20 protein-coding genes are annotated in these 23,395 nt (G+C 46.7%); 8 read left to right on the forward strand and 12 right to left on the reverse strand.

Features of this window, described 5'->3' with window-relative positions; all coding sequences use genetic code 11:
* Positions 1 to 27: 27 nt before the first annotated feature.
* The 7 genes from AC5YB1_RS09715 to cmoA are packed head-to-tail and all read right to left on the reverse strand — an operon-like array spanning position 28 to position 7,742.
* Positions 28 to 1,134: a DUF3541 domain-containing protein gene (locus AC5YB1_RS09715; RefSeq protein ID WP_494519001.1), complete on the reverse strand. Its 1,107-nt coding sequence runs from the start codon at positions 1,132 to 1,134 to the stop codon at positions 28 to 30.
* Positions 1,112 to 2,803 (reverse strand): peptidase M3, encoded by a 1,692-nt coding sequence (locus AC5YB1_RS09720; RefSeq protein ID WP_494519002.1) that lies wholly within the window; start codon positions 2,801 to 2,803, stop codon positions 1,112 to 1,114. Before AC5YB1_RS09720 ends, AC5YB1_RS09715 begins: the two co-directional genes overlap by 23 nt.
* Complete coding sequence (locus tag AC5YB1_RS09725; protein ID WP_494519003.1) at positions 2,766 to 3,722, reverse strand: alpha-L-glutamate ligase-like protein; 957 nt, start codon at positions 3,720 to 3,722, stop codon at positions 2,766 to 2,768. Before AC5YB1_RS09725 ends, AC5YB1_RS09720 begins: the two co-directional genes overlap by 38 nt.
* Positions 3,723 to 3,724: 2 nt before the next feature.
* On the reverse strand, positions 3,725 to 5,230 hold the full coding sequence (locus tag AC5YB1_RS09730) for an inactive transglutaminase family protein (protein ID WP_494519004.1): 1,506 nt from the start codon (positions 5,228 to 5,230) through the stop codon (positions 3,725 to 3,727).
* Between the two features lie 17 nt (positions 5,231 to 5,247).
* Complete coding sequence (locus AC5YB1_RS09735) at positions 5,248 to 5,997, reverse strand: ATP-dependent zinc protease family protein (protein WP_494519005.1); 750 nt, start codon at positions 5,995 to 5,997, stop codon at positions 5,248 to 5,250.
* Positions 5,998 to 6,021: 24 nt separating this feature from the next.
* Entirely contained in the window at positions 6,022 to 7,014 is a 993-nt protein-coding gene (gene cmoB / locus AC5YB1_RS09740; RefSeq protein WP_494519006.1) for a tRNA 5-methoxyuridine(34)/uridine 5-oxyacetic acid(34) synthase CmoB, read from the reverse strand.
* Complete coding sequence (cmoA, locus tag AC5YB1_RS09745) at positions 7,011 to 7,742, reverse strand: carboxy-S-adenosyl-L-methionine synthase CmoA (RefSeq protein WP_494519007.1); 732 nt, start codon at positions 7,740 to 7,742, stop codon at positions 7,011 to 7,013. The genes cmoB and cmoA overlap by 4 nt, the downstream gene beginning before the upstream one ends.
* Positions 7,743 to 7,891: 149 nt before the next feature.
* Here cmoA and AC5YB1_RS09750 point away from each other — a divergent pair, with 149 nt between their 5' ends.
* From AC5YB1_RS09750 to AC5YB1_RS09780, 7 genes are all read left to right on the forward strand, one after another.
* Positions 7,892 to 10,750 (forward strand): transporter substrate-binding domain-containing protein, encoded by a 2,859-nt coding sequence (locus AC5YB1_RS09750; protein ID WP_494519008.1) that lies wholly within the window; start codon positions 7,892 to 7,894, stop codon positions 10,748 to 10,750.
* A gap of 171 nt (positions 10,751 to 10,921) precedes the next feature.
* Entirely contained in the window at positions 10,922 to 12,712 is a 1,791-nt protein-coding gene (gene aspS / locus AC5YB1_RS09755; protein WP_494519009.1) for an aspartate--tRNA ligase, read from the forward strand.
* 65 nt (positions 12,713 to 12,777) lie between these two features.
* Complete coding sequence (locus AC5YB1_RS09760) at positions 12,778 to 13,524, forward strand: YebC/PmpR family DNA-binding transcriptional regulator (RefSeq protein WP_110457741.1); 747 nt, start codon at positions 12,778 to 12,780, stop codon at positions 13,522 to 13,524.
* A 4-nt stretch (positions 13,525 to 13,528) separates the two neighbouring features.
* Complete coding sequence (ruvC, locus tag AC5YB1_RS09765; protein ID WP_110457740.1) at positions 13,529 to 14,050, forward strand: crossover junction endodeoxyribonuclease RuvC; 522 nt, start codon at positions 13,529 to 13,531, stop codon at positions 14,048 to 14,050.
* The gene (ruvA, locus tag AC5YB1_RS09770) at positions 14,047 to 14,664 is read left to right on the forward strand and encodes a Holliday junction branch migration protein RuvA (RefSeq protein WP_494519010.1); all 618 of its coding nucleotides are present in this window, start codon (positions 14,047 to 14,049) and stop codon (positions 14,662 to 14,664) included. Before ruvC ends, ruvA begins: the two co-directional genes overlap by 4 nt.
* A gap of 19 nt (positions 14,665 to 14,683) precedes the next feature.
* A complete protein-coding gene (gene ruvB, locus AC5YB1_RS09775; RefSeq protein ID WP_475514086.1) occupies positions 14,684 to 15,697 on the forward strand; it encodes a Holliday junction branch migration DNA helicase RuvB in 1,014 nt (337 codons plus the stop codon).
* A gap of 876 nt (positions 15,698 to 16,573) precedes the next feature.
* Positions 16,574 to 19,087 carry a TonB-dependent receptor plug domain-containing protein gene (locus AC5YB1_RS09780; protein ID WP_494519011.1) on the forward strand — a complete coding sequence of 838 codons (2,514 nt, stop codon included), beginning with the start codon at positions 16,574 to 16,576 and terminating at the stop codon, positions 19,085 to 19,087.
* A 164-nt stretch (positions 19,088 to 19,251) separates the two neighbouring features.
* On the opposite strand, the gene gloA is transcribed toward AC5YB1_RS09780, so the two are convergent.
* The gene (gene gloA, locus AC5YB1_RS09785; RefSeq protein WP_475514085.1) at positions 19,252 to 19,662 is read right to left on the reverse strand and encodes a lactoylglutathione lyase; all 411 of its coding nucleotides are present in this window, start codon (positions 19,660 to 19,662) and stop codon (positions 19,252 to 19,254) included.
* Between the two features lie 457 nt (positions 19,663 to 20,119).
* Here gloA and AC5YB1_RS09790 point away from each other — a divergent pair, with 457 nt between their 5' ends.
* A complete protein-coding gene (locus tag AC5YB1_RS09790) occupies positions 20,120 to 20,275 on the forward strand; it encodes a hypothetical protein (RefSeq protein WP_494519012.1) in 156 nt (51 codons plus the stop codon).
* Between the two features lie 67 nt (positions 20,276 to 20,342).
* On the opposite strand, the gene nth is transcribed toward AC5YB1_RS09790, so the two are convergent.
* From nth to rsxD, 4 genes are read right to left on the reverse strand one after another with little or no spacing between them, the layout of a single operon-like run.
* Positions 20,343 to 20,987 carry an endonuclease III gene (nth, locus tag AC5YB1_RS09795; protein WP_494519013.1) on the reverse strand — a complete coding sequence of 215 codons (645 nt, stop codon included), beginning with the start codon at positions 20,985 to 20,987 and terminating at the stop codon, positions 20,343 to 20,345.
* 3 nt (positions 20,988 to 20,990) lie between these two features.
* Positions 20,991 to 21,689, reverse strand: a complete 699-nt coding sequence (locus AC5YB1_RS09800) for an electron transport complex subunit E (protein WP_494519014.1) — start codon at positions 21,687 to 21,689, stop codon at positions 20,991 to 20,993.
* Positions 21,682 to 22,320, reverse strand: a complete 639-nt coding sequence (gene rsxG / locus AC5YB1_RS09805) for an electron transport complex subunit RsxG (protein ID WP_475514082.1) — start codon at positions 22,318 to 22,320, stop codon at positions 21,682 to 21,684. The genes AC5YB1_RS09800 and rsxG overlap by 8 nt, the downstream gene beginning before the upstream one ends.
* Before the next feature lie 20 nt (positions 22,321 to 22,340).
* Positions 22,341 to 23,393, reverse strand: a complete 1,053-nt coding sequence (gene rsxD / locus AC5YB1_RS09810) for an electron transport complex subunit RsxD (protein ID WP_475514081.1) — start codon at positions 23,391 to 23,393, stop codon at positions 22,341 to 22,343.
* Between the last annotated feature and the right edge of the window lie 2 nt (positions 23,394 to 23,395).

A 23,395-nucleotide genomic window follows, 5' to 3' on the forward strand; every position in this document is an offset into this window, starting at 1 on the left:
CAAGCCGCAGCGCGGCTCGATATTAGGCTAAGGTTTAACGCTGACCTGTTTAGGCAGATATTTTTGGGTGCGCTTGAGTTCATGAAAATAAGGACCTTTATGCAAGGTCGCTGGCCAGTTCAGTAGCATCATAGCCAATACATTTCGGTGTTCACCCAGGGCGAGATCGGGATTGCCTTTAGGTGAGGGGATGATATGAAGCGTCTCATCATAGGCGTTGATAATATGCCGCTGGGTTTGTTTTACCACAGGGTGTTGCGACAAACCGGCTAAATGAAAACTGATACCAACTTCAGCAATAATATCGTCGGTAGCATCAGCTAAAATTCGCTCAATGTTGGCAGCGAAATAATCTAAAATCCAAGCAAATTCCTTTGCATCAACAGGGTGTTGGTAATATTGGCTGGCGGCAAAAATAAAGTGGGTCATACCATAGATTTTGTTTCTAAATTGTTTTTTGTTGAGCTTGCGATCGCGACTTATGGGGTAGACGTCATTAAAAGCTTGTTTGTAGTCGGCAATATAATCACCGACTTCAAGTTGTCTGGCCCAGTAGGCATAATTGATCAACTGCGCTGCCCAAGCTTCGATCATGGCTTTGTCGGTTAATCCCGTTTTGAGATCGGTGGATTTTAATGCTTTGACAAGTTTGTCATGGCAAGGGCCCTGTAAGCCAAATTCATCGATGCGGCTGGAAAAGCGTAACAGTACATCGGTATAAAACAGAAATTCAGGAAAAGGTTGTAAAGCTTTTTTGCGTGCTTTGGCACGCGGCCCATTGCCCAGTAACGCGATAGCCTCTTTAGCTTCGGTGTCGATAAACCCAGCTTTATCTAACTGGCAAGCATAAAAACTTTGTGATTCGGTTACGGCATACAGATCGACCAGTGCGGCGTTGGCATATTTAGCATCGCCTGTCATGCGGTAGAGGCGAATACCATAATGACCTTGCACTCTCGGAGGCAGTTGGTAAAGGTTTTGCTCTAAATGGGTCTGGATACTTTGGCGCACCTCCTTAGCGTTAAGCGTGTTGCTCTGTTCAACCTGCTTAGCGATACCGATGTTAGGCAGTAGCAATGCTGCACTTAGGCCAAGCACTGCGATGAAATATTTAGAGGGATGTGTGCTTAGCATGTTGGATCCTTTTAATTAAAGAGGAAGTCGACACCGGTTCGCCAAAAATAAGCGTTAATTGTTGTGTAAACGGCAGCTGCGCTTCATTAATCAGTAACAGGCTAAACAGCTCTTGCTTATCGATTGTGGCTTGTTGGTCAATTAGCCGCGCCAGGCTGCGCTGCCAAAGACGTTGATAATAGCGTGGCCCTTGGCTAACGATACCCCTGAAACTATAAATAGCCTCATTGGCTTGTGGCCAAGGCTGCGTAAAGCTCAATTCAAATTCGCGCGCGAGATCGGGGTAGGCGTGAGACCTTGTTTGATAGAGATTTAATGCCAGTTTGCTGCGAAAAACACTCAGTTGTTCGGCAAACATGGCTAAGCGTGCTTCACGGCTCTCTTTTCGTGCTGGGGCTATTAACTGTTGCTGCAAGTACAATGACAACCAATATTGACCGACTAAGCCACTGTCTTGAGTGTCTGCCAAGGTATTGATGAGATAGAAGCGTCCCCCTTTGAACAGCGGTGCAATGGCGCTGCTAAATGCCTCAATCAGTTGTGTTTGCGCGCGATGAGACTCGAGTACGTCTGGAAAGTTAAGTGATACTTGGCCAAATTGTTGTCCCACAACGCTGTGGCGGATCGGGGTGACTCGAATGCTTGTATCTTGGTTAGACTCGCCTTGGCTGAGAAATAGATCCCCGAGCAGACGCTGTCCATGCCATAGACGGATCATAGCGTCATTGACGGTTTCAACCCGAATACCAAAAGGCTTTAGCGTCTGGTAAATGCCACTTAACAACACTTGAGCAAACACTGGCTGAATAGGGGTTTTATCTGCTTGGGATAACGCAATCCCTAATTCCCAAGGAGCAAGGGTTGGCTGAGTCATTGCGTCGAGATATTGTTTCAGAAGTTGTGGCGTCGCGATATGCTGCGACGCCAAACTGAAACTGGCATAGTCGCTAAATCCCGCCTGTTCAGCCTGCTGTTGCTTAGCGGCAATTACATGGGCAAGAGCGGCTTCACTCTTACTTTTGGCCCGCAGTTGATAGGCTTGCCAGACTTGCTGACGGCAATGGGGATCACGTTGCTCAATCAAGTAACTGGCTATCGACTCACTAAAGCGCGGCACAGATGTGCTGGTGGTTTCGCTAAATTGGGTGTCATTAACGGGTTTAAGTAGGCAGCGCTCGTCACTTAGTACCAATGACAGTGCCTGTTGCCTTAGGGCGAAAGTGATACTGGCTTCGCTGGTGTGTAACGCCGCTTTATCGACAATGGCCATTTCACCTTGTAAGAGTTGTGTCAGTCGTTTTGCGACTGCTTGTTCATCGGCGCGAACACTGCTTTTTAAAGCCAGACTTAAACTGACAATGTTAGGGTCGCGATATAATTGGTCTATTTGATCCCCAAGGTGTAATTGGCATCGCAATAGGGCTTCTTGGCTCACCGAGTTGAGCGCATATTGTTGATAATAGCGTAGGCTGTCTTTAAGATTAAACAGGCCAATAAGCTCGCGTTCAAGGCTAACCACCTGCACCGATGGCGCGTTTGGTGGGTTATCCATCCATGGAGCTATCTCATAGCGAAGGCATTGCTCGGATAACAAGGTAATGGGCGAGGCGGCTTGCGCCGCCGATACCACATTAAATGTTAGGGCGATTGCTAAAATGCGTTTTAGCATAGGCGACGCGTTCTTCCACTGACATGAATTTATTTTTCATCTGCTCGACATGTTTCAAGCGAGGTAGAATGCCTTGACTGTTGGCGATTTGAATCGCTAAGCCGGGTCGAGCATTAAGCTCAAGTAGAAGTGGACCGAGCTCTTGATCCAGTACCATATCTGTGCCTAAGTAACCTAACTCACTCATTTCATAAGCTTTAGAAGCGGTGTGTAGTAAGGTGTCCCAATGGGGCACGACAATCTCGGTCAGCTTTTTATCGGTATCGGGATGGCGCTCAATAGGGCGGTCAAATTGCACCGCATGCAAGCCTTGTCCTGTCGCAATATCGAGCCCAACGCCTACCGCACCTTGGTGTAAGTTAGCCTTACCGTCAGAGGCGGCTGTCGATAAACGCAGCATTCCCATGACCGGGAAGCCTTTAAAGACAATGAGCCGAATATCGGGCACACCCTCAAAGGAGTAACCATCGAAGATGGGATCAAATTTAATCAGCCCTTCAACGATCGCCACATCGGGTTTACCCCCCAATGAAAACAACCCACTAAGAATGTTGGATATATGACGGTCGATTTCACTTGGCGTGACTTCATGACCGCTGGCTTTAAAATAGTGACCATTAGCCACTTTAGTGATAACTAAAATCCCTTTACCGCCAGAGCCTTGTGATGGCTTAATCACAAAACCACTCTGGTTATTAACCATCTCAGGTATATGTACAATCTCGTGCTGCTGCGAAACGGTGCCAATTAAGGCGGGCACCGCAATGTCATTGGCTAGGGCGAGTTGCTTAGTGGTTAGTTTGTCATCGACCCGTTTATAATATTTGCGCGGATTATAACGACCTATGTAGTCGATATTACGCTTATTCATGCCAAGGACACCATTGTCCCTTAGCGTCTTAGGACGCGCAAATAGCATGATTATTCTCCCGCCAACGGTCTAAAACGTCTGAGCTCTAATAGCTTATAACCTGTGTATTGGCCCATGAGCAACACCACGGCTAAAATCGCTAAGTGGATGCCTAAGAAGTTAAAGACCCAATGCTGCACCCAGGTAGCGCTCATGGCTAAATAGGCTAGCGTTGCAACAAATAAGCTGCCGCCACCTTGTACTAATACTTCTTTGGCGCCTTCCTCTTCCCATAAAATGGACATTCTCTCGATGGTCCAAGCCAAAATGATCATCGGGAAGAAGGTGATCGTCAGCCCTTCGCTGAGACCAAATTTATAAGAGATTAAGGTAAACAGTCCAATGATGCCTATCACCACAATGATCACCGCCGATATGCGCGAGATCAGCAGTAAGTTGAGTTCTGACAGGTAAGAGCGGATCATTAAACCAAACGCCACAATCAGCAAAAATCCGATAAGCCCGGTCAACAGGGTGGTTTGAATAAAGGCTAAGGCGATCAATACCGGCATAAAGGTGCCCGAGGTTTTAATGCCAATAATGACGCGCAAAAACACCACCATCAACACACCAATGGGGATCAGCAAGATCCCTTTAAACAGGCTCTGTTCCTCAAGCGGTAATTGATACAGTGAGAAATCCAGTGCATCTTTATTTTTGAGCATATCGATTGAGGTCGCCAGCGCCGAGCGGGTGTCCTGCAACATGGAAAAGTTGACCTGTGAATTAACGCCACCAATGACATCAAGGGTCGATTTACCTTTGCGATCCCAGATAAGCAGGTTATTTGGGCGACCTTGAGTGCCATTGGCAGGATTAAACAATAGCCATTCGCCTTGATGGTAAACCTCAACGAAGGTGGTTAACTGCTGGCGACGACGCTGATCTTCTAAAAATAGTGCGTTGACTTTTTGTGCAGGGATCCCTTTGCTATTGAGCATCTGAATAAATAGATCTGCAGGTGAATTATCCGACAGTAAAAGTTCGATGTTTTGGCTGCGATCGGTGGCGTTAAAGCTTTTGTTCAGTTGCTGAGCAAAGGAGAGGTTCGTGGCACTACGAGACCAGATCTCCTGCATAATTTGCTCTGCAGCGGCTTGCTCGGTTGCAGGCCAGCTGTATGGGATTGGTGGTTGCGGCTCCTGTTGGGCGGCGACTTGATGATTACCCGTAGGCACTAGGGTCACTTTGTAATATAAGTCTTGTTGACCTATGGCATTGCGGATAGACCACGTCGCATGACGTCCCATTTCATCTTCCGCTATAGTGAGTCCATAACCTGGAGATGTGGCATTTTCGACCAGTATTTCAAAGGCGGGATCACTTGGCAGCGAAAAGGTCACCTCTGCAGGTTCGCCTATACCTTGAAAACTCACTTTGGCGTCAACAGCCCAGCTTTGCACCTGTTCGCCGGGCAGGAAAGGCACATTGTGTTCAATGCCACGATAAACACTGGCAGCAACACCCGCTAAAAAGAGCAGCGCGACGACAATATAAAACGGTTTTCTAGAATGCATCAGCCCATTATCCTCTATTATTTTTCGTTCTGTTCAGGCAGGGTTTTACCATGAATAAAACTTTGTGCGACATCGACAACGGCGATATCTTGCATAAATTTGCGTCCCAGCAATAACTGATACTCTAAGTGGCTGCGATCGACCAGATTAAGGTCGGTTTCTGCCTTATATTGACCAATTTGTAGATGAGCGTGGATCACCGGGCGGCGATCACTTTTTTCATCTGACTCTTGTTTGATGCGTACGAAGCGTTCAACTTTAGACTCGAAGGTTTGTGATGGTTTATCGTAGCCTTGGGTAAATACATCAAAACGCACCCATTGTTTGCCATCGCGCTCGAACAAAATAATATTGTGTGCATCTAGTGAAGATGATTCGGCGCCCGTATCGATACGAGTCTCAAATCCCGCTTTGACTTCGTCCATGTAGACATTTTCTACGGCACCCAAAATAAACTTATCACCGATAGGAGAAGGATCGCACTGGGTGGGCACTGCGATGACCTGCTTTTCTGGCTGCTGTAGATTGATTTTTGCCACAGACTGATTCAAAGCATCGAGTTGCTTAGATAGACTGCTAATCGCACTGAGCGTTTGCACTTGACTGGCATGATTATTCTGTATCAAGTTGGCTAATTCGCTCTGCTGTTGGCTTAGACTGTTGTTGAGTGTGGCGGCATCAACCGGTACAGGCCTATTGGCAGTGTTCGTCGTGCACCCGATTAAGAATAGGGTTGCAACGCTAATGGCGGTTATCTGTTTTAACATAGTCGATCCCATATACTATTTTAGTTAAACCAAATCTTTATTCGGTTGATTCTTGGTGGCGATAAATGTTGCGCGTTTAGGGGCTGGGTAGCCTTCGACTGTTAAATTGATATCATTGGGATCAAGATAATCCACCAATGACTCATTCGGCATCCAGTCGGTACTGCGCTGCTCTGCTAATGAAGTGACATCAATGTCGACACAGCGTACATCGACAAAGTCGGCTTTTTTGAGCCAAGCTGCTAAGGCTTTAGCTGAAGGTAAGAACCACACATTATTCATTTTACCGTAGCGATCACTAGGGACTAATACGGTATTTTCATCACCATCGACCACTAATGTCTCTAATATTAATTCGCCACCTGCACGCAGTTGGTCCCGCAGTTGCAATAGATGATCGATAGGTGAGCGTCGATGATACAACACCCCCATAGAAAATACAGTGTCAAAGGCATCCAGTGGGGGTAACTCTTCTATGCCTAACGGGAGGAAGTGCACCGGATGATGCTCGCCAGCGATACGTTTGATGGCTTCAAACTGGCATAAAAACAAAGGTGAAGGATCAATCCCTACCACATGTTTCGCGCCTTCACCTAACATACGCCACATATGATACCCACTGCCACATCCCACATCGAGTACGGTGCGGTTGGTCAGCGGCGAAATATGCGGTTTAACTCGATCCCATTTCCAGTCTGAGCGCCATTCGGTATCAATATGGATACCGTGTAGGTGATAAGGGCCTTTGCGCCAAGGTTTGAAAATTTTCAATAAGTTTTGTAGTTTTTCACGTTCGCCATCACTGAGCTGCTTGCCGCTGCCTATGGTGACACTAGTGGTAAAGTTAATCTCGTCTGGCTCAGGGTAATGCAACTTATTAAGGACCTTTTCCCACTTGGGTAAATCCCCATGTTTATTATTGCGTTGCCATTGCCCCAAAATAGCGGGCAAGGTTTCGAGCCAATGTTGTAGGCTAGAGTCGGCAATCTGTTTGTAAAACGAGCTAAAACTTATCACTTTATCGCCACCATAGAAGCAAAGTTAAAACATTGGAACCACACACTAAAATGACTAAAGCCTTGGGCTTTTAATCGCTGCTCATGCTGTGGTAACGAGTCGGGTTTCATGACATTTTCAAGTGAACTGCGTTTTTGGCTGATCTCCAGTTCGCTGTAGCCATTGGCCCGTTTGAAATCTAAATGAAGCTCATCCAGTAGTGCTTGTACAGGTGCATCTTCGAAGGTGAGCTTTTCTGATAACACCAAGATCCCGCCGGGTTGCAGACCACGATATATCTTATTGAGTAAAGTCTCTCGGTCGCTTGGGGCTAAAAACTGCATGGTGAAATTTAAAATGACCATGGAGGCATTATCAATTTCGATGTCGCGAATATCGCCGCAAATCAGGTCGACAGGCGTATCGCTAACATAGGCATTTAAGTTTTGTTGGCAGCGTTCAATCATAGATTGGCTGTTATCGACCGCAATAATACGGCAATCGCGTCCATCAAGACGACGACGTACACTAAGAGTCGCCGCGCCTAGCGAGCAGCCTAAATCATACACTCGGGTATTAGGTGAGACACATTTGTCGGCAAAATCGCCTAATGTACTGATAATTTGAGCATATCCAGGCACGGAACGTTTTATCATATCATTGAATACACCAGCAACTCTGTCATCGAATTGAAAGTCACTGATATTTTCACATGCTTGGGCGAATATTGTATCTTGAGATGAGTTCATGAGTATTGACTAGGTAAGTTCGATTTTTCATTCTAGCGAAACATCAGCGCTAGCAGCAAGTCTAGCACTGGAAATTCTAGAGAAAATTCGGTCTAATACCTTAATATCAACATATATTTCACAACGCCTTGACGTTCTAGGGAAGATCATTGGAATTACTTTATCGTTTCATCCTCGCCATGGTGTTATGTATGTCGATATCGGTGTACGCCGATACGGCAAAGCCGCAGCCGTTAGTCTTAGTCATGGGCATTGACAGTTTTCCCTATCAGTTTGTTGATGATAATGGTGAACCTAAAGGCGTTTTGGTCGATTTGTGGCGTGAATGGGCGGCGCAGACGGGCAGGGCAATTGAATTTAAACCTTTAGATTGGCACGCTTCACTCGAACAATTGACCCAAGGCCATGCCGATATTCATATTGGCATGGGGTATACCGAGTCACGTGATAATACCTATGATTTTGCCGATGCCATTTCGTCGGTTAACACTTACCTTTATCTGCGTAAATCACTTAAGGATAAAACCCGTTTGCACGACTTACTGCCATACCGTATTGGCGTTGTGAGTGGCTCGTCCCATGAAGCAAATTTAATCAGCCAGTTAAGTGGTCTTAATTTTCGCTACTATGATACGCGCGATGCCTTGCTCAATGGCGTGATTAACGGCGAAGTTGATGTGTTTGCGGGAATGGAAGGGTATCTACGCGATAAGGCGGTGAGCCGAGCGGTGATGGAAGCCTTTCCATTAAGCCATCGATTATTGATTAAAACCATTCCTATTCTGCCTGCCGTTAAACAAAGTGATCAAGCATTACAGACTCGCATTAATCAAGGTTTTCAACTGATCACGCCAACTAGACGTGCTGAGATAGAAAAGCATTGGTTGGGCTTTAGCCGCGATACTAACCGTTTGATTATTGCCGCACCTGTGGGATTTGAACCTTATGTCGATATCGGTGGAGATGGTGAGCCCCATGGGTTGTATATCGATATCTGGAAGTTGTGGTCACAAAAAACGGGCATTGCCGTCGATTTTCGGGCTAAGCCTCTTAATGAAACCTTAGAAGATGTGACCTATCGCCGCGCAGATATCCACATTGGTTACCCACTTAATAAAGGGTGGCCTTCTTCAGAGGGAGCTAACCGCGACATTGAGGCCATCACTTCCGTTGCTTTGGCCGATAGCGCTTACGCTAATTTACGTCCAGTGTGGCGGACCTATCAAGTTGATCATCATCTGTTTAGTTATAAGCAGAGGTTAACCAGTCTCGACAGCTTGTTGGGCCAAGGGATTGGGGCGATTAGGTCAGAGCCTTATTTAAGCCAATTGGCTCAAGCGTTACCCAACAGTGAACTGCGCTTATATGATAATGTTCAACAGATGATTGCTGCAGTAGAGCATGGTGATATCAAAGCGTTTGTCGCGGCTGCGGCTTGGACACAACACTATTTACTTAAGGCTGACGTTTGGCAAGACTTTTACCCTTATCGGCAGCTCACATTCACCAGCGATATATTTGCTTTAACACGCAGTGAAGATGAGGGGCTAATTAAACGTATTCACGCCGGATTTAACCTCATCTCGGCGACCGAACTGGCTAATCTCGAAAGTAAATGGATATTAGACAGTCACGACAGGACGGTAAAGGCCAGCCCCACTGAGTTGCCACTCAGCCCTTTGCAGCAACACTATTTGGCCAATCTTAGGCCACTTAACCTCGGTTATCTGCAAGATTGGCCACCGATGGAATTTCAAGGTGAAGAGGGGCTGTTTCAGGGGATCAACCACGACATTAGCGAGCGTTTGGCCGCGCAATTGAATTTGAGGTTTATTCCCGTGATGTTCGGTGACTGGAGTAGCATGTTGGCAGCGCTCAAGCGAGGCGATATCGATATTGTCGGCAGTGTCGCCTTAACCGCTGAACGTGAAAAAGATCTGGTGTTTTCGGCCCCTTATTGGCCATCCCCCTGGGGCTTGGTCACTAATCTCAATAACGCTTTGGTATTTAGTTTGGCGCAGATGAGCGGGAAACGATTGGCTATCGTTGAAGGTTATCATTTGATCCCGCAGTTGATGAATAACACCTTAGGGATAGAGCTGATTTTAGTGCCCAATACGCGTGCAGGGATCGACGCTGTCTTGCAAGGCACCGCCGATGGTTTTATTGAAAAAGTGCTTAACATGGGGCTTGAGCTCAGCGACAGCGACCACAAGCAATTGAAAATGTCGGTGCTAGCCGATTACTCCGATCAGCAGAGCCATTTTGCCTTAACGCCAGAGTTGCACCCTTTAGTGCCACTGCTCGATAAAGCGATTGCGCAATTGTCTACCGCGCAGCAACAACAAATTTATCAGCGTTGGATTGAACAAGAGTCCCCCAGCACCGTTATGGCCATTGGTTGGCAACAAGCTTTTTATCTGTTGCTGGTGGTCACATTGATCTTGATGGTGGGCTTATTGTGGTTCTATGTGACAAGGCGCCCTTATGCTAGAGAGGTATTTCCCTCTTCATTGCCTTTGCAGCTCGATCCGTTAACTGGCCTGCCAAACCGCAGTTTATTAGACGACAGATTAACGCAAGCGATATTAACCCATCGCCGTGAAATGCAACCTTTTGCCGTGCTGTTTATCGGCTTTAGCAACCTAACACAGCTCCAGCAGCGCCTCGGTGCCGCTAAAACTCAGCAACTGATGGCCATAGCGCGAGATAAGGTCACCGCCTTAGTGAGAAAATCTGATACTTTGGCCAAATTTAACGATGAGCAGTGGGTGGCTATCCTGAATCACAGCAAAGAGATGACTCAGGTCTGCCAAGTGGCCGAGGCGATTATTGATAGTTGCTCGGCACCTTTTGCTATCGATGCTGAAGATGTGGCACTATCGGTCAATATTGGGGTGGCCATGTTCCCACGCGATGGCGACAGTGCGGTTGAAATACTCAAAAAAGCCGATGAGCGATTATCGCGAGCCGCTGCACAAGGTGCTAGTGGCTATCGTAGTGCGTGATCATATCGACGGTTAATCGTCAATTGCTGGATATTTGCCCACCCCACAGGTTTACTTCATGTTAAGACGATGAAGTTGTTTTGAAATCGGCAATATTTCACTATAATGCCGCTTTTGTCATGTATTGAATATTCCTCAAGCACCGCTTTGTGGATGAAAGGAAAGGGTTAGATGCGCAGTCATTATTGTGGAGACGTCAACGGGTCTCATGTTGGAGAAGAAGTCACTCTTGTCGGTTGGGTTAATCGTAGCCGTGATTTAGGTGGTGTTGTTTTTCTAGATCTCCGCGATCGTGAGGGTATTGTTCAGGTTGTGTATGATCCAGACTTGCCTGAAGTGTTTGATATTGCCAGTACTTTGCGCGGTGAGTTCTGTGTACAAGTTAAAGGGCTTGTGCGTGCTCGTCCTACAAGCCAAGTCAATGACCAGATGCGTACTGGCGAAATTGAAATTTTGGGTAAAGAGTTGCGTATTCTTAACAGCGCTGCGCCACTGCCCATCAACATGGACAAAAACCAGCATAACACCGAAGAGCAGCGTCTTAAGTATCGCTACTTAGATTTACGTCGCCCAGAAATGGCGGAGCGTATTGTATTTCGCTCAAAGGTAACCAGTGCCGTGCGTCGTTTCCTCGATGGCAATGGTTTCCTTGACATTGAAACGCCTATTTTGACCAAGGCGACACCGGAAGGCGCGCGCGATTATTTAGTGCCAAGCCGCACTTATAAAGGCCAATTCTTTGCCTTGCCACAGTCGCCACAACTGTTTAAACAGTTGTTGATGATGTCAGGTTTCGATCGATACTATCAAATTGTTAAGTGTTTCCGTGACGAAGACTTACGCGCCGACCGTCAACCTGAATTCACCCAAATCGATATCGAAACCTCGTTTATGTCATCAGCACAGGTGATGGACAAGACTGAAGAGATGGTTCGCGGTCTGTTTAAAGAGTTACTGAATGTCGACTTAGGCGAATTCCCTAAGATGACCTTTGCAGAAGCGATGCGTCGTTTCGGATCTGATAAGCCAGATCTGCGTAACCCGCTTGAATTAATTGACGTAGCAGACTTAGTTAAAGACGTCGACTTTAAGGTATTCCAAGAACCTGCTAACGATGTTGATGGTCGCGTCGCCGTATTGTGCGTGCCTGGTGGCGCTTCGCTGTCGCGTAAGCAACTTGATGAATATGGCAAATATGTCAACATCTATGGTGCCAAAGGGCTAGCCTGGATGAAGGTCAATGAGCTAGAAAAAGGGCTTGAAGGGATTCAATCTCCCGTGCTTAAGTTCCTTAGCGAAGAGGTGGTTAACGCTATTTTAAGTCGCACCAATGCAGCTAATGGCGACTTAATCTTATTTGGTGCCGATAAAGCGAATATCGTTGCCGAGGCAATGGGGGCACTACGTCTGAAAGTGGGTGAAGATTTCAACTTGCTGCAAGGTGAGTGGAAACCGCTGTGGGTTGTGGACTTCCCAATGTTTGAGCGCACATCGGATGGCGGTTTACATGCCATGCATCACCCATTCACTGCGCCAAGTGGCATCAGCCCCGCAGAGCTTGAAGCTAATCCAACGGCAGCTATCTCTGATGCATACGATATGGTGCTCAACGGTTGTGAGCTCGGTGGTGGTTCAGTGCGTATTCACAACAGTGAAATGCAGTCAGCGGTATTCCGCATTTTGGGCATTAATGATGAGGAAGCCCAAGAGAAATTTGGCTTCTTACTCGAGGCGTTAAAGTACGGCACGCCACCACATGCAGGCTTAGCCTTCGGCCTTGACCGTATCGTGATGTTGATGACTGGCGCCACGTCGATTCGTGATGTCATGGCGTTCCCTAAAACCACCACGGCGGCCTGTCCGCTAACTAATGCCCCAGGCTTTGCCAACCCGGTTCAGCTCGATGAGCTAGGCATCTCAGTGGTTGAAGCTAAACCTGAAGCCAAGCAAGACGCAGAATAACAAGATAAACATAGCCGAGCGAAAGCTCGGCTTTTTCGAGAACGTTTCGAAATAAGGAGTCAGTTATGGCCGGTCACAGTAAATGGGCCAACATCAAGCACCGTAAAGCAGCGCAAGATGCCAAACGCGGTAAATTATTCACTAAATTCATTCGCGAATTGACCGTCGCCGCCCGCGAAGGGGGCTCAGATCCCGATTCTAACCCACGTTTGCGCGCCGCTATCGATAAAGCCTTATCCAACAACATGACCCGTGACACAGTAGAGCGTGCTATTAAGCGCGGCGCTGGTGAACTCGATGGTCAAGTATTAGAAACCATTATGTACGAAGGCTATGGGCCAGGCGGCACTGCGGTGATGGTTGAGACCATGACCGACAATCGCAACCGCACCGTATCAGGCGTACGTAATGCCTTTAGTAAATCGGGTGGTAACTTAGGCACCGACGGTTCTGTCGCTTATCTGTTTGAAAAGCGCGGCGTGATCTCCTTTGATGAAGGCTGTGATGAAGACACCATTATGGACGCGGCGCTCGATGCCGGCGCCGATGATGTGGTGACCCATGATGATGGCTCAATTGACGTTTACACCACCCCCGAAGATTTTGGCGCGGTTAAAGATGCGTTAGACGCAGCAGGCCTTGAAGCTGTGAATGCTGAAGTGACCATGGTACCGTCGACCAAAGCGGAATTGGATGCCGATACCGCACCTAAGTTTCTACGACTTATTGATAATCTTGAAGATCATGATGATGTACAAGAGGTGTATCATAACGCAGAGATTGCCGATGATATATTACAGGCCTTAGAGTAATGCCATGCCCATCATTTTAGGTGTTGACCCAGGATCGCGGATCACAGGTTATGGCGTTATCCAGTGTCAGGGAAGACACCAAATTTACCTTGGCAGTGGTTGCATTCGCACCCAAGCCGATGATTTACCCTCTCGTTTAAAAATTATTTTTGATGGCATTAGCGAAATTATTCGTCAATATCAACCCGACGAATTCGCCATTGAACGGGTTTTTATGGCAAAGAATGCCGACTCAGCCTTAAAGCTGGGACAGGCGCGCGGCGCGGCGATAGTGGCCGCCACCAATGCCAATTTACCGGTAGCTGAATATTCAGCCACCCAGATAAAAAATGCCGTGGTGGGGACTGGACGGGCGCAAAAGTCTCAAGTACAACACATGATCCAGCAAATATTAACCTTACCAGCAGCGCCCCAAGCCGATGCGGCTGATGCTTTAGGCGTTGCAGTATGCCATTTTCATACCTATCAGAGCCTGATCGCCATGGGCGGTAAAGCCAGTAGCAGAACATACGGAAGATACAGATGATTGGTCGTTTACGGGGTTTATTAGTAGAGAAACAAGCGCCGGAAGTCTTGCTCGATGTTAGCGGTGTGGGCTATGAATTACAGCTACCACTGACCAGTTTTTATGAGTTACCCGACTTAAACCAAGAAGCGGTGATTTACACCCATTTTGTGGTGCGTGAGGATGCGCAGCTCTTGTACGGTTTTGTCACCAAACAAGAACGTGCATTATTTCGTTTATTGATTAAAACCAATGGGGTGGGGCCGAAATTAGCATTAACGATTCTCTCAGGTATGACTGCCAGTGAGTTTGTTAAATGCGTTGAACACGATGATATTGCGACCTTAGTTAAGTTGCCGGGCGTCGGCAAGAAAACCGCCGAACGTTTATTAGTCGAGATGCGCGATAAACTGAAGAGCCTAATGGAAGCTTCACAAGGCTCTGAGCGTGAATTTGTCTTGCAATCAAACTACTCAGCTAAGCCACAGGTCAATTCAGCCGAAGAAGATGCCATCGCGGCATTATTGTCGTTAGGTTATAAACCCGCACAAGCGAGTAAGGCTGTCTCTGGGGTGTATCAAGAAGATATGGACTCAGAAACCTTGATCAAAGCCGCGTTAAAGTCGATGTTATAGCCTGTTAAGTGAGAAAAAAATGATAGAAGCCGATCGATTAATTCAGGCGCAACCTCAAGGTATTGAGGAACGTGATGAGCAGATAGACAGAGCGATGCGACCTAAGTTACTCGATGAGTATACAGGTCAAGATGATACCCGCGCGCAGCTTAAAGTGTTTATTGAAGCCGCGCAGAAACGCGGCGAAGCGCTGGATCACATGTTGATTTATGGCCCGCCAGGTCTGGGTAAAACCACCTTAGCCATGATTGTGGCTAATGAGATGGGGGTCAATATTAAGTCCACTTCAGGCCCAGTACTGGAAAAAGCAGGCGATTTAGCCGCGTTGTTAACCAACCTTGAAGAGGGCGATGTGCTGTTTATCGACGAGATCCATCGCCTCAGTCCTGTGGTGGAAGAGATCTTGTATCCGGCAATGGAAGATTATCAGCTCGATATCATGATAGGTGAGGGACCTGCGGCGCGATCGATTAAACTGGAGTTACCGCCCTTTACCTTGATCGGCGCAACCACACGAGCGGGCGCATTAACCTCGCCACTGCGCGCGCGTTTTGGTATCCCACTGCGTTTAGAGTTCTATAATGTTGCCGATCTCAGTAGCATTGTGACCCGCTCAGCTAAGGTACTCGGCTTACCAATTGAGGATGATGGCGCTCTTGAAGTGGCGCGTCGCGCTCGCGGTACACCGCGTATCGCCAACCGTTTATTGCGCCGGGTAAGGGATTACGCCGAGGTAAAACACGATGGCGAGATCACTAAATATGTAGCCGAAAGTGCACTGGATATGCTCGATGTCGATGTTGAAGGGTTCGATTATATGGATCGTAAACTGTTACTGGCGATCATCGATAAATTTATGGGGGGCCCCGTTGGCTTAGACAATTTAGCCGCTGCGATTGGTGAGGAGCGAGAGACTATCGAAGATGTACTCGAACCGTTTTTAATCCAACAAGGCTTTATACAACGCACCCCAAGAGGGCGTATTGCTACGCCACGTGCCTATCAACATTTCAATTTGATTAAGCCTGATTAACCGAATCTCAGACTTATCAGCTTTACTTAACGACAGCGCGATTCGTTTATATTAAATGGGCCGCGCTGCGTTGTTATGTGCGTTTGCTTGTGCTTTATCTAGCGCGAGTTGACAGCGTTATCATGCTTAGGTTGTAGCATTACTCGCTAATCTTGATCTACTGGCTATTCACTATTTGTGCATGAATGATCCCCACCACTTGGATTGTTAATTAATTAACAATCGATCGAAATTTCAGTCTGCAAAGCAATAATCCAACCTTCCCCCTCTAATTGTATCGCCTTTGTTAAATGCGATGCTTTTAGTTTGTAAATTAGACGAGTGCTTCTCGGCGTCAACATTAAATAGGGCAACAAATAGAGTAAATAGGTAAATAATGACAGTATTCTCTAACTAAAGGCTATTGATTAATGCGTTAACCGCCATGGTATTTGGCGCTCAATTTAAACATATACGCGATGGTAAGCATCACATTATTAATACCAAACCTGCTAATTGTTAATTAATTAACACTGTCTTTTTTAACGTCAGTTTAGGCGGGAAGCGTCATAATAACCGGTAAAGCGTGATTCGCGTCACATTTTTTGGTATTTACGTTGTTGCTTGTATGTATGTGATTCTTGGCTTTAAAAACGTGATCGGTAGCTATTTTATAAACAAAAAACCTCAAATCACGACATTAATCTATAGTTGCGCTTAATTAACGCGCTTAATTGTTATCGCTACTACTATGTTTATTAACTTTTTATTATCAATAGTTAAAAATTGTGGTTGTTGACGTGTGTTAAGTGACGAGACAGTATCAGGCCCAACGCTGAATAAATATTAATAGTTAACAGCGTGCAATAATAATGAAGGCAAGGGAGTTATCGTTACATGATAAGAACAAAATTAGCATCTGCAATTAAGTTGGGATTAATTGCTTCAGTCTCTACCAGTGGTTTTATTGCCTCAAGCAATGCCATTGCTGCAGAAGAAAGCGCATCGTTTGAGCGTATTGCCGTTACTGGTTCACGTATTCAACGTAAAGACATGGAAACGGCTTCTCCTGTTACCGTTATCGACGCGGCCTCAATTAAAGCAGAAGGTTTTACTTCGGTAGATCAGATGCTACAAGCACAAACGTCTATGGCGGGCGCCGCAGTGGGCTCTAGCACCAATAACGGTGCTGACGGTATCGCTCAGGTTGATCTTCGTGGTATGGGTTCACAGCGTACGCTAGTACTGCTAAATGGCCGCCGCATGGTTAACTCGGGTTCTGGTGCCGATAGTGCAGTGGATTTGAACTCTATCCCTGTTGCTATGATCGCCCGTGTTGAAATATTAAAAGATGGTGCTTCAGCAGTTTATGGCTCTGATGCTATTGCTGGTGTGGTGAACATCATCACTAAGAAAGATTTCGAAGGTTTCCAAATCGACCTAAACGGTGGTGCTACCGATAAAGGTGATGGTGAAAACGGCGATATCAGTGCGCTATACGGTTTCAACACAGATAAAGGTAATTACACCATTGGTGCTGCTTATTCTGACCGTCGTGGTGTGATCCAGTCTGATCGTGATTGGACTACGCCTGGCGCGAGTTCATTTTTGCCAAATGGTTCATTAGGCGGTTTGATCAAAGATGAAAATGGTAACTGGGTAGAGCGTGATTGGGGTTATGATTATACCCAAGATAGCTACTATCAAACGCCGAGTGAACGTTACAGCTTGTTTGCCAACATGACACAAGAGTTGAGCGACGATATTATCTTTAACGCTGACGTGTTATACACCAAGCGTAAGTCCAGCCAACAGTTGGCGCCGCAACCAGCCAATCTAATGCTAGATGTCTGTGTGCCGGGTCAAAACACGCTCGAGTGTATCGATATCGATGCCGATATGGCCAGTGCTGGTATTGTGGCCGATGATAAAGGCCTTGTTAATTATAGAAAACGTATGAATGACGTCGGTCCACGTATCTATAAGCAAGATACTGATACTTTGCGTGCGTCAATTGGTGTTGAAGGTGCACTGGATGTGCATACTGGCATGAACTGGGACTTGTCCTACACCTATGGTAAGAACAAGGCTAGCACATCGGTTGAAAACTCAATCAATGGCGCCTTGATGACTAATGCCATCTACGCCAATCAAGATGCATGGTTCACAGGGCAGCCTGTTACCGATGCCGATTTGCTTAATAGCGTAAGCTACAGCGAACAAGCAGATGGTGGTAACGAGCAACATGTATTATCTGCAGGTCTAAACGGTGAACTGTTTGAGCTTGATGCAGGTGCTGTTGGCTTTGCCATCGGCGCAGAATATCGCAGCGAAAGTGGTTACTATAATCCAGACCCAATCGTAGTTGCGGGTGAAAGTACCTCAGCGCAGCAAGATCCTACCGATGGCGATTATAACGTTATCTCTGTCTATCAAGAGGTGAGCGTACCTTTCACTGAGAAGTTAACTGGTGAATTTGCACTGCGTTTTGACGAGTATTCGACTTTTGGTAATGCATCAACGTGGAAAATAGGCCTGACCTATGAAGCAACTGATGATTTAATGCTGCGCGCAGTGGCTGCAACCGGTTTCCGTGCACCAAGTGTAAGCGAGTTATACGGCGGTAACTCAGGTTCGTACGATTATCTTGATGATCCTTGGGGCAATGCACTAGATCCTCAGATTTTGGTTAACCGTACATCAGATGAAAACTTACAGCCAGAAGAGTCTGACTCTTATACTGCCGGTTTAGTATATTCACCAAGCTATGTTGAAGGCATGTCGTTAACGCTTGATTACTGGCGCTTTAAAGTGGATAACGCGATTGCGCGTTTAGACACACAAGCTGGCCTTAAAGACTGTTTTGCTGGCGATCAGAGCGCATGCGAAACCTTTAACATCGGTCCGAATGGCGATCTAGATAACTTAACTAACTCGCTAACTAACGTGGGTACTCAAGACACTAGCGGTATCGACTTTAACCTAGCCTACAACTTTGAAGGTTTAGGATTAGATTGGGCGATTGTTAACGATACCACTTACTTGCTTAACTTCGAGCAAGACGGTATTGACTATACCGACACTATCGACGGTAACTTCGGTGCCTATGCAGAAGTGCGTAATAACTTCAGTATTAAGGCTGGTCAAGATAGTTGGAACCTAATGTACTTCAACCGTTATATCGGTGAAATGGAAGATTTAGCCGAAGGCAATAAAGTGGATGCGATTCTGTATCACAACTTGTCGGCAACTTACTTCCTAAACGACGCGTGGACCATGAGCGCTGGTGTGAAGAACTTGACCGATGAAGAGCCATCACGTGTGTCTAACGGCAGTGACGGCGGTACGGTACCTGAAGTCTATGACACGGTAGGTCGTCAGTACTTTGCTGGTGTGACGTTCAAGTTTTAATCGATAATTAGCTTGAGGTATTCAGCGATGCATTGCTGAGTATCAAGAGCTAAAATAAAAAAGCGCCTTAGGGCGCTTTTTTTATGCTTAACTTGCTGCTTTAACATAGCTGACTTGGCGATAGCCGTTAGCGTCAGAAAACGTTATTTAAGTCAGCTAACGTTTTAACCTAGGCCTTGTTGCGCCGAGTTAAGTTGAATAAATTCAATTTTATAGCCGTCTGGATCTTCAACGAAGGCAATTTCAGTACTACCACCGGCAACAGGGCCGGGTTGACGGGTCACTTTACCTCCGGCGGCTTCAATTGCAGCACAGCGACTGTAGATATCGGCTTCGCCAATGGCAAGGTGGCCAAACCCTGTGCCTAGATCATAGCTATCGGTATCCCAGTTATAGGTCAACTCTACCACTGCGGCACCTGTGCTTTCGTCGTCAAATCCGACAAAGGCGAGGGTATAACGGTATTCTGGGTTTTCAGATTGTCTAAGCAGTTTCATGCCAAGGATTTCAGTATAAAAATGGATGCTGCGTTCGAGATTGCCAACTCTAAGCATAGTGTGAAGAAGTTGTGCCATGAAGACCTCTTATTCTGGTTTAAGATGGCGGCCATTATACCCCTAATTAAGGTCAGTGGTCATCTCTGCCTAAAAGGTCGCTAAAGTCTGTTTAAACATAGGATTAGGCTCAATAATAGTAGCCTACTACTCACCACCTGAATCAGTAGCCAATCACTTTAATAGTAACTGTGGCATTACTAAAGCATGACTAGAAAGGTGCACAGGCCTCCTGTCATATTGCCACTATAGCGCCTATGACTGAGGTCACAGAATTCAGTAAATACTTTGGTGCAAATCTGCTTTAGCCGCATAATGACTTAACGTACTTAAAGGAGTTTAATCATGTCTAGCGAATTAAAAATGGCCTTAGGCTTAGCTGTCACCATCGCTCTGGTGCTATCAATATTCTTTGTATCAATGTTCTAAACCGCTGTTGATATTGATAACTGGTGTGTTGTTTCAATGAAAGGGGTTAATGAGCAGCTTTTACGTCAAGGCCCAAGCGCTCATGCTGAATAAGCTAAGCGACATGGATGACGCCGCTGAACAAGCCAAAGAGCCACTGTGTGGTAAAAATGCACTGTCTCTTAATTTGATGAGGTTATCGATATCTAAAAAAAAGCCGCATTAGCGGCTTTTTTGTTGGCAGATAACTTGAGTCTGCTTGGGCATAAAAGCCGCTTGCGATAGGGCTAGCCTCAGTCTTCGTCAGGATAGACTTTGTCTTTAAACTCGCACAACTCTTCAATAATACAGCTGCCACAGCGAGGCTTACGGGCCAAGCAGGTATAGCGACCTTGTAAGATGAACCAATGATGTACATCGACCTTAAATTCAGCTGGTACGACTTTTAACATCTTCTGCTCAACCTGATCGACATTTTTCCCCATGGCAAATTTAGTGCGATTGGCAACGCGAAAGATGTGAGTATCCACCGCAATGGTCGGCCAGCCAAAAGCGGTATTAAGCACCACATTAGCGGTTTTTCTGCCCACACCAGGTAAGGCTTCGAGGGCTTCTCTGTTCTCGGGCACTTCCCCTGCATATTGCTCGACTAATATTTGGCAGGCTTTGATGACGTTAATGGCCTTATTGTTATATAGGCCTATGGTTTTAATGTACTGTTTTAAGCCATCAACCCCTAAGTCTAAAATGGCTTGGGCAGTATTTGCCACAGGAAACAGTTTATCAGTGGCCTTGTTAACACTCACATCAGTTGCTTGGGCCGACAAGGTGACGGCAACCAAGAGTTCAAACGGTGATGCAAAGTTAAGTTCTGTCTCCGGCTTAGGATTATTGCTACGCAGGATCTCTAATATTTGGCGGCGTTTTTCGTTATTCATCGATTAACTTACCTTGGTAATTCTAACTCGGGTCACGGCTTGCTCTGGCTCTGGGGCAGGGCGATGCGCGGCAATCTTGTCATCGATGATATTTTTGGCGGCGATTAAAAAGCCCATGGCGATAAATGCCCCCGGTGGGAGCATGGCAAGCAAGAAATTGGTGTCTACTTGCCAGAAATGGATGGTCAGATCGGCCGCCCAGTCGCCAAGCAGTAGATTAGCGCCATCGAAAAGGGTGCCTTGACCTAAAATTTCACGGCACGCCCCTAACACCATCAAGACAAAGGTAAAGCCGAGGCCCATCATTAAACCATCGAAAGCGGCTTTGCTGACGGTATTACGCGAGGCAAAGGCTTCGGCGCGACCGATGATCACGCAGTTAGTGACAATCAGCGGCAAAAAGATCCCCAGTGACAGATATAAACCGTAGGCGTAAGCGTTGATCAGCAGTTGTACGCAGGTCACGAGCGCCGCGATAATCATCACAAATACCGGAATACGGATCTCTTTAGGGACGAAGTCTCTCACTAGCGATACTAAGATGTTGGAGCCAACCAATACGACTAAGGTCGCTAAACCCAACCCGATGGCGTTTGTTAGGGTAGCGGTTACGGCCAGCAATGGGCATAAGCCCAATAATTGCACCAGTCCTGGATTGTTTTTCCATAAGCCTTGCCAGGCAATATCGCGATAATTACTCATAGGAAACCTCACAATTAGCTGGGCGGTTAAGCAGTTGTGCTTGGTTAGCATTAAAATACTGCAGGGTACGTTTTACCGCGCCGACATAGGCTCTGGGGGTGATTGTTGCGCCAGTAAATTGGTCAAATTGTCCGCCGTCTTTTTTAACGGCCCACAGCTTATCATTGTCATCGTTCAGCTGCTGCTGATTAAACAGGTAGACCCAATCTGATTTACGCAACTCAATTTTATCACCCAGCCCAGGAGTTTCATTATGGGCTAGGGTGCGCACGCCGAGCACCTTACCTTGCACATCTATGGCGACAATCAATTTGATTTGGCCATTATAACCATCCGGTGCGACGGTCTCGATGGCGATGGCCACAGGTGTACCTTGTTGGCTGGCGATATAAGCGGGTAAAGGTTCATCCACGCCAAGCGCGGCAGCGTCATGGATTAAAATACAATGTTCAATTAAGGCGTTGTCATGTATCTCATCGGGAATGATCTGATGCAGAGTACGCATTAATTGCAGATCTTGTTGCTGCTTAATACGATCGGCAGTAAACAGATTAACCATGGCAACTAAGGCGGTGCACAGCAGTGCAAATAACCCCAATAAACTGCCATTTTTAACAATAGAACGTTTCAATTTACTCTCCTGAGCATGACTTAACGGCTTGCTCGATGGCCATAGGCGCGAGGCTTCACATAATAGTCGATAAACGGCGCACACAGATTGGCTAACAATACAGCAAAGGCGAATGCATCAGGATACCCCCCAAAGCTGCGAATGCTGTAAACCAATACCCCGATTAATGCACCAAATAGTAAGCGCCCTTTAACGCTGGTTGCCGCAGTAACCGGATCGGTGGCGATAAAAAAGGCTGCAATCATGGTCGCGCCAGAAAATAGATGCAGTAATGGGCCCGTATGAGTGTCGGGGCTTAATAGATAGCCGATACTGGCGCAGACAAATAAGCTGCCGATAATAGCGCCGCTAATATGCCAGCGGATCAGCTTAAGTTTAAGCATACATAAACCGCCAAACAGATAGGCGACATTAATCCATACCCAGCCAATGCCAAAGCCGTTTTCAAAGGTAGGCTTTTCCAGTGCCTCATTGATGGTCAGTCCCGTTGAAAGCGAGGTTTTAATCGCATCGAGCGGGGTCGCCATACTCATGCCGTCAAAACCGGCGCGATAGGCTAATACTTCTGCAGGGCTTATCCCTTGAAAAATAATCTGCAAGCTTGCCAATAAGCTGACATCGTTGAGCGCTGCGCCTGCTGGCGCCACCCAGGTAGTCATCTGTAAGGGAAAGGAGATCAGCAGCATGACATAAGCTGCCATCGCCGGATTAAAGATATTGTTACCTAAGCCACCATAGAGGTGTTTAACCACTAAAATGGCAAATATCACACCAATGACACTAATCCACCAAGGGGCAAGCGCAGGAATGGCCACGCCGACCAATAACCCCGTAAGTGCGGCGCTATTATCACTTAATGTTGGCCAAACTGGGCGCTTACGTAACGATAAAACCGCCGCTTCAGTGGCCATCGCAACGGCGATAGACAGTAGCACTTGGATAATCGCGCCCCAGCCGAAGAAGTAACATTGAGCCAGCACACCGGGTAGTGCACAGGCCATGACCTTGAGCATTAATGTGCTGGTTTGTGCACTCGTATTTATATGGGGCGAAGATGCCATCTTAAAAGCCATGA

The organism is Shewanella sp. 433 (genome assembly GCF_059338565.1).

What these genes read in the sequence shown, in the direction of transcription:
- ruvA (WP_494519010.1), top strand. Translation starts at nt 14,047, where the DNA reads ATGATTGGTCGTTTACGGGGTTTATTAGTAGAGAAACAAGCGCCGGAA.
- AC5YB1_RS09715 (WP_494519001.1), bottom strand. Translation starts at nt 1,134, where the DNA reads ATGCTAAGCACACATCCCTCTAAATATTTCATCGCAGTGCTTGGCCTA.
- aspS (WP_494519009.1), top strand. Translation starts at nt 10,922, where the DNA reads ATGCGCAGTCATTATTGTGGAGACGTCAACGGGTCTCATGTTGGAGAA.
- ruvB (WP_475514086.1), top strand. Translation starts at nt 14,684, where the DNA reads ATGATAGAAGCCGATCGATTAATTCAGGCGCAACCTCAAGGTATTGAG.
- AC5YB1_RS09725 (WP_494519003.1), bottom strand. Translation starts at nt 3,722, where the DNA reads ATGCTATTTGCGCGTCCTAAGACGCTAAGGGACAATGGTGTCCTTGGC.
- AC5YB1_RS09760 (WP_110457741.1), top strand. Translation starts at nt 12,778, where the DNA reads ATGGCCGGTCACAGTAAATGGGCCAACATCAAGCACCGTAAAGCAGCG.
- AC5YB1_RS09730 (WP_494519004.1), bottom strand. Translation starts at nt 5,230, where the DNA reads ATGCATTCTAGAAAACCGTTTTATATTGTCGTCGCGCTGCTCTTTTTA.
- AC5YB1_RS09735 (WP_494519005.1), bottom strand. Translation starts at nt 5,997, where the DNA reads ATGTTAAAACAGATAACCGCCATTAGCGTTGCAACCCTATTCTTAATC.
- AC5YB1_RS09780 (WP_494519011.1), top strand. Translation starts at nt 16,574, where the DNA reads ATGATAAGAACAAAATTAGCATCTGCAATTAAGTTGGGATTAATTGCT.
- AC5YB1_RS09790 (WP_494519012.1), top strand. Translation starts at nt 20,120, where the DNA reads ATGAGCAGCTTTTACGTCAAGGCCCAAGCGCTCATGCTGAATAAGCTA.
- cmoA (WP_494519007.1), bottom strand. Translation starts at nt 7,742, where the DNA reads ATGAACTCATCTCAAGATACAATATTCGCCCAAGCATGTGAAAATATC.
- AC5YB1_RS09720 (WP_494519002.1), bottom strand. Translation starts at nt 2,803, where the DNA reads ATGCTAAAACGCATTTTAGCAATCGCCCTAACATTTAATGTGGTATCG.
- AC5YB1_RS09800 (WP_494519014.1), bottom strand. Translation starts at nt 21,689, where the DNA reads ATGAGTAATTATCGCGATATTGCCTGGCAAGGCTTATGGAAAAACAAT.
- gloA (WP_475514085.1), bottom strand. Translation starts at nt 19,662, where the DNA reads ATGGCACAACTTCTTCACACTATGCTTAGAGTTGGCAATCTCGAACGC.
- rsxD (WP_475514081.1), bottom strand. Translation starts at nt 23,393, where the DNA reads ATGGCTTTTAAGATGGCATCTTCGCCCCATATAAATACGAGTGCACAA.
- nth (WP_494519013.1), bottom strand. Translation starts at nt 20,987, where the DNA reads ATGAATAACGAAAAACGCCGCCAAATATTAGAGATCCTGCGTAGCAAT.
- ruvC (WP_110457740.1), top strand. Translation starts at nt 13,529, where the DNA reads ATGCCCATCATTTTAGGTGTTGACCCAGGATCGCGGATCACAGGTTAT.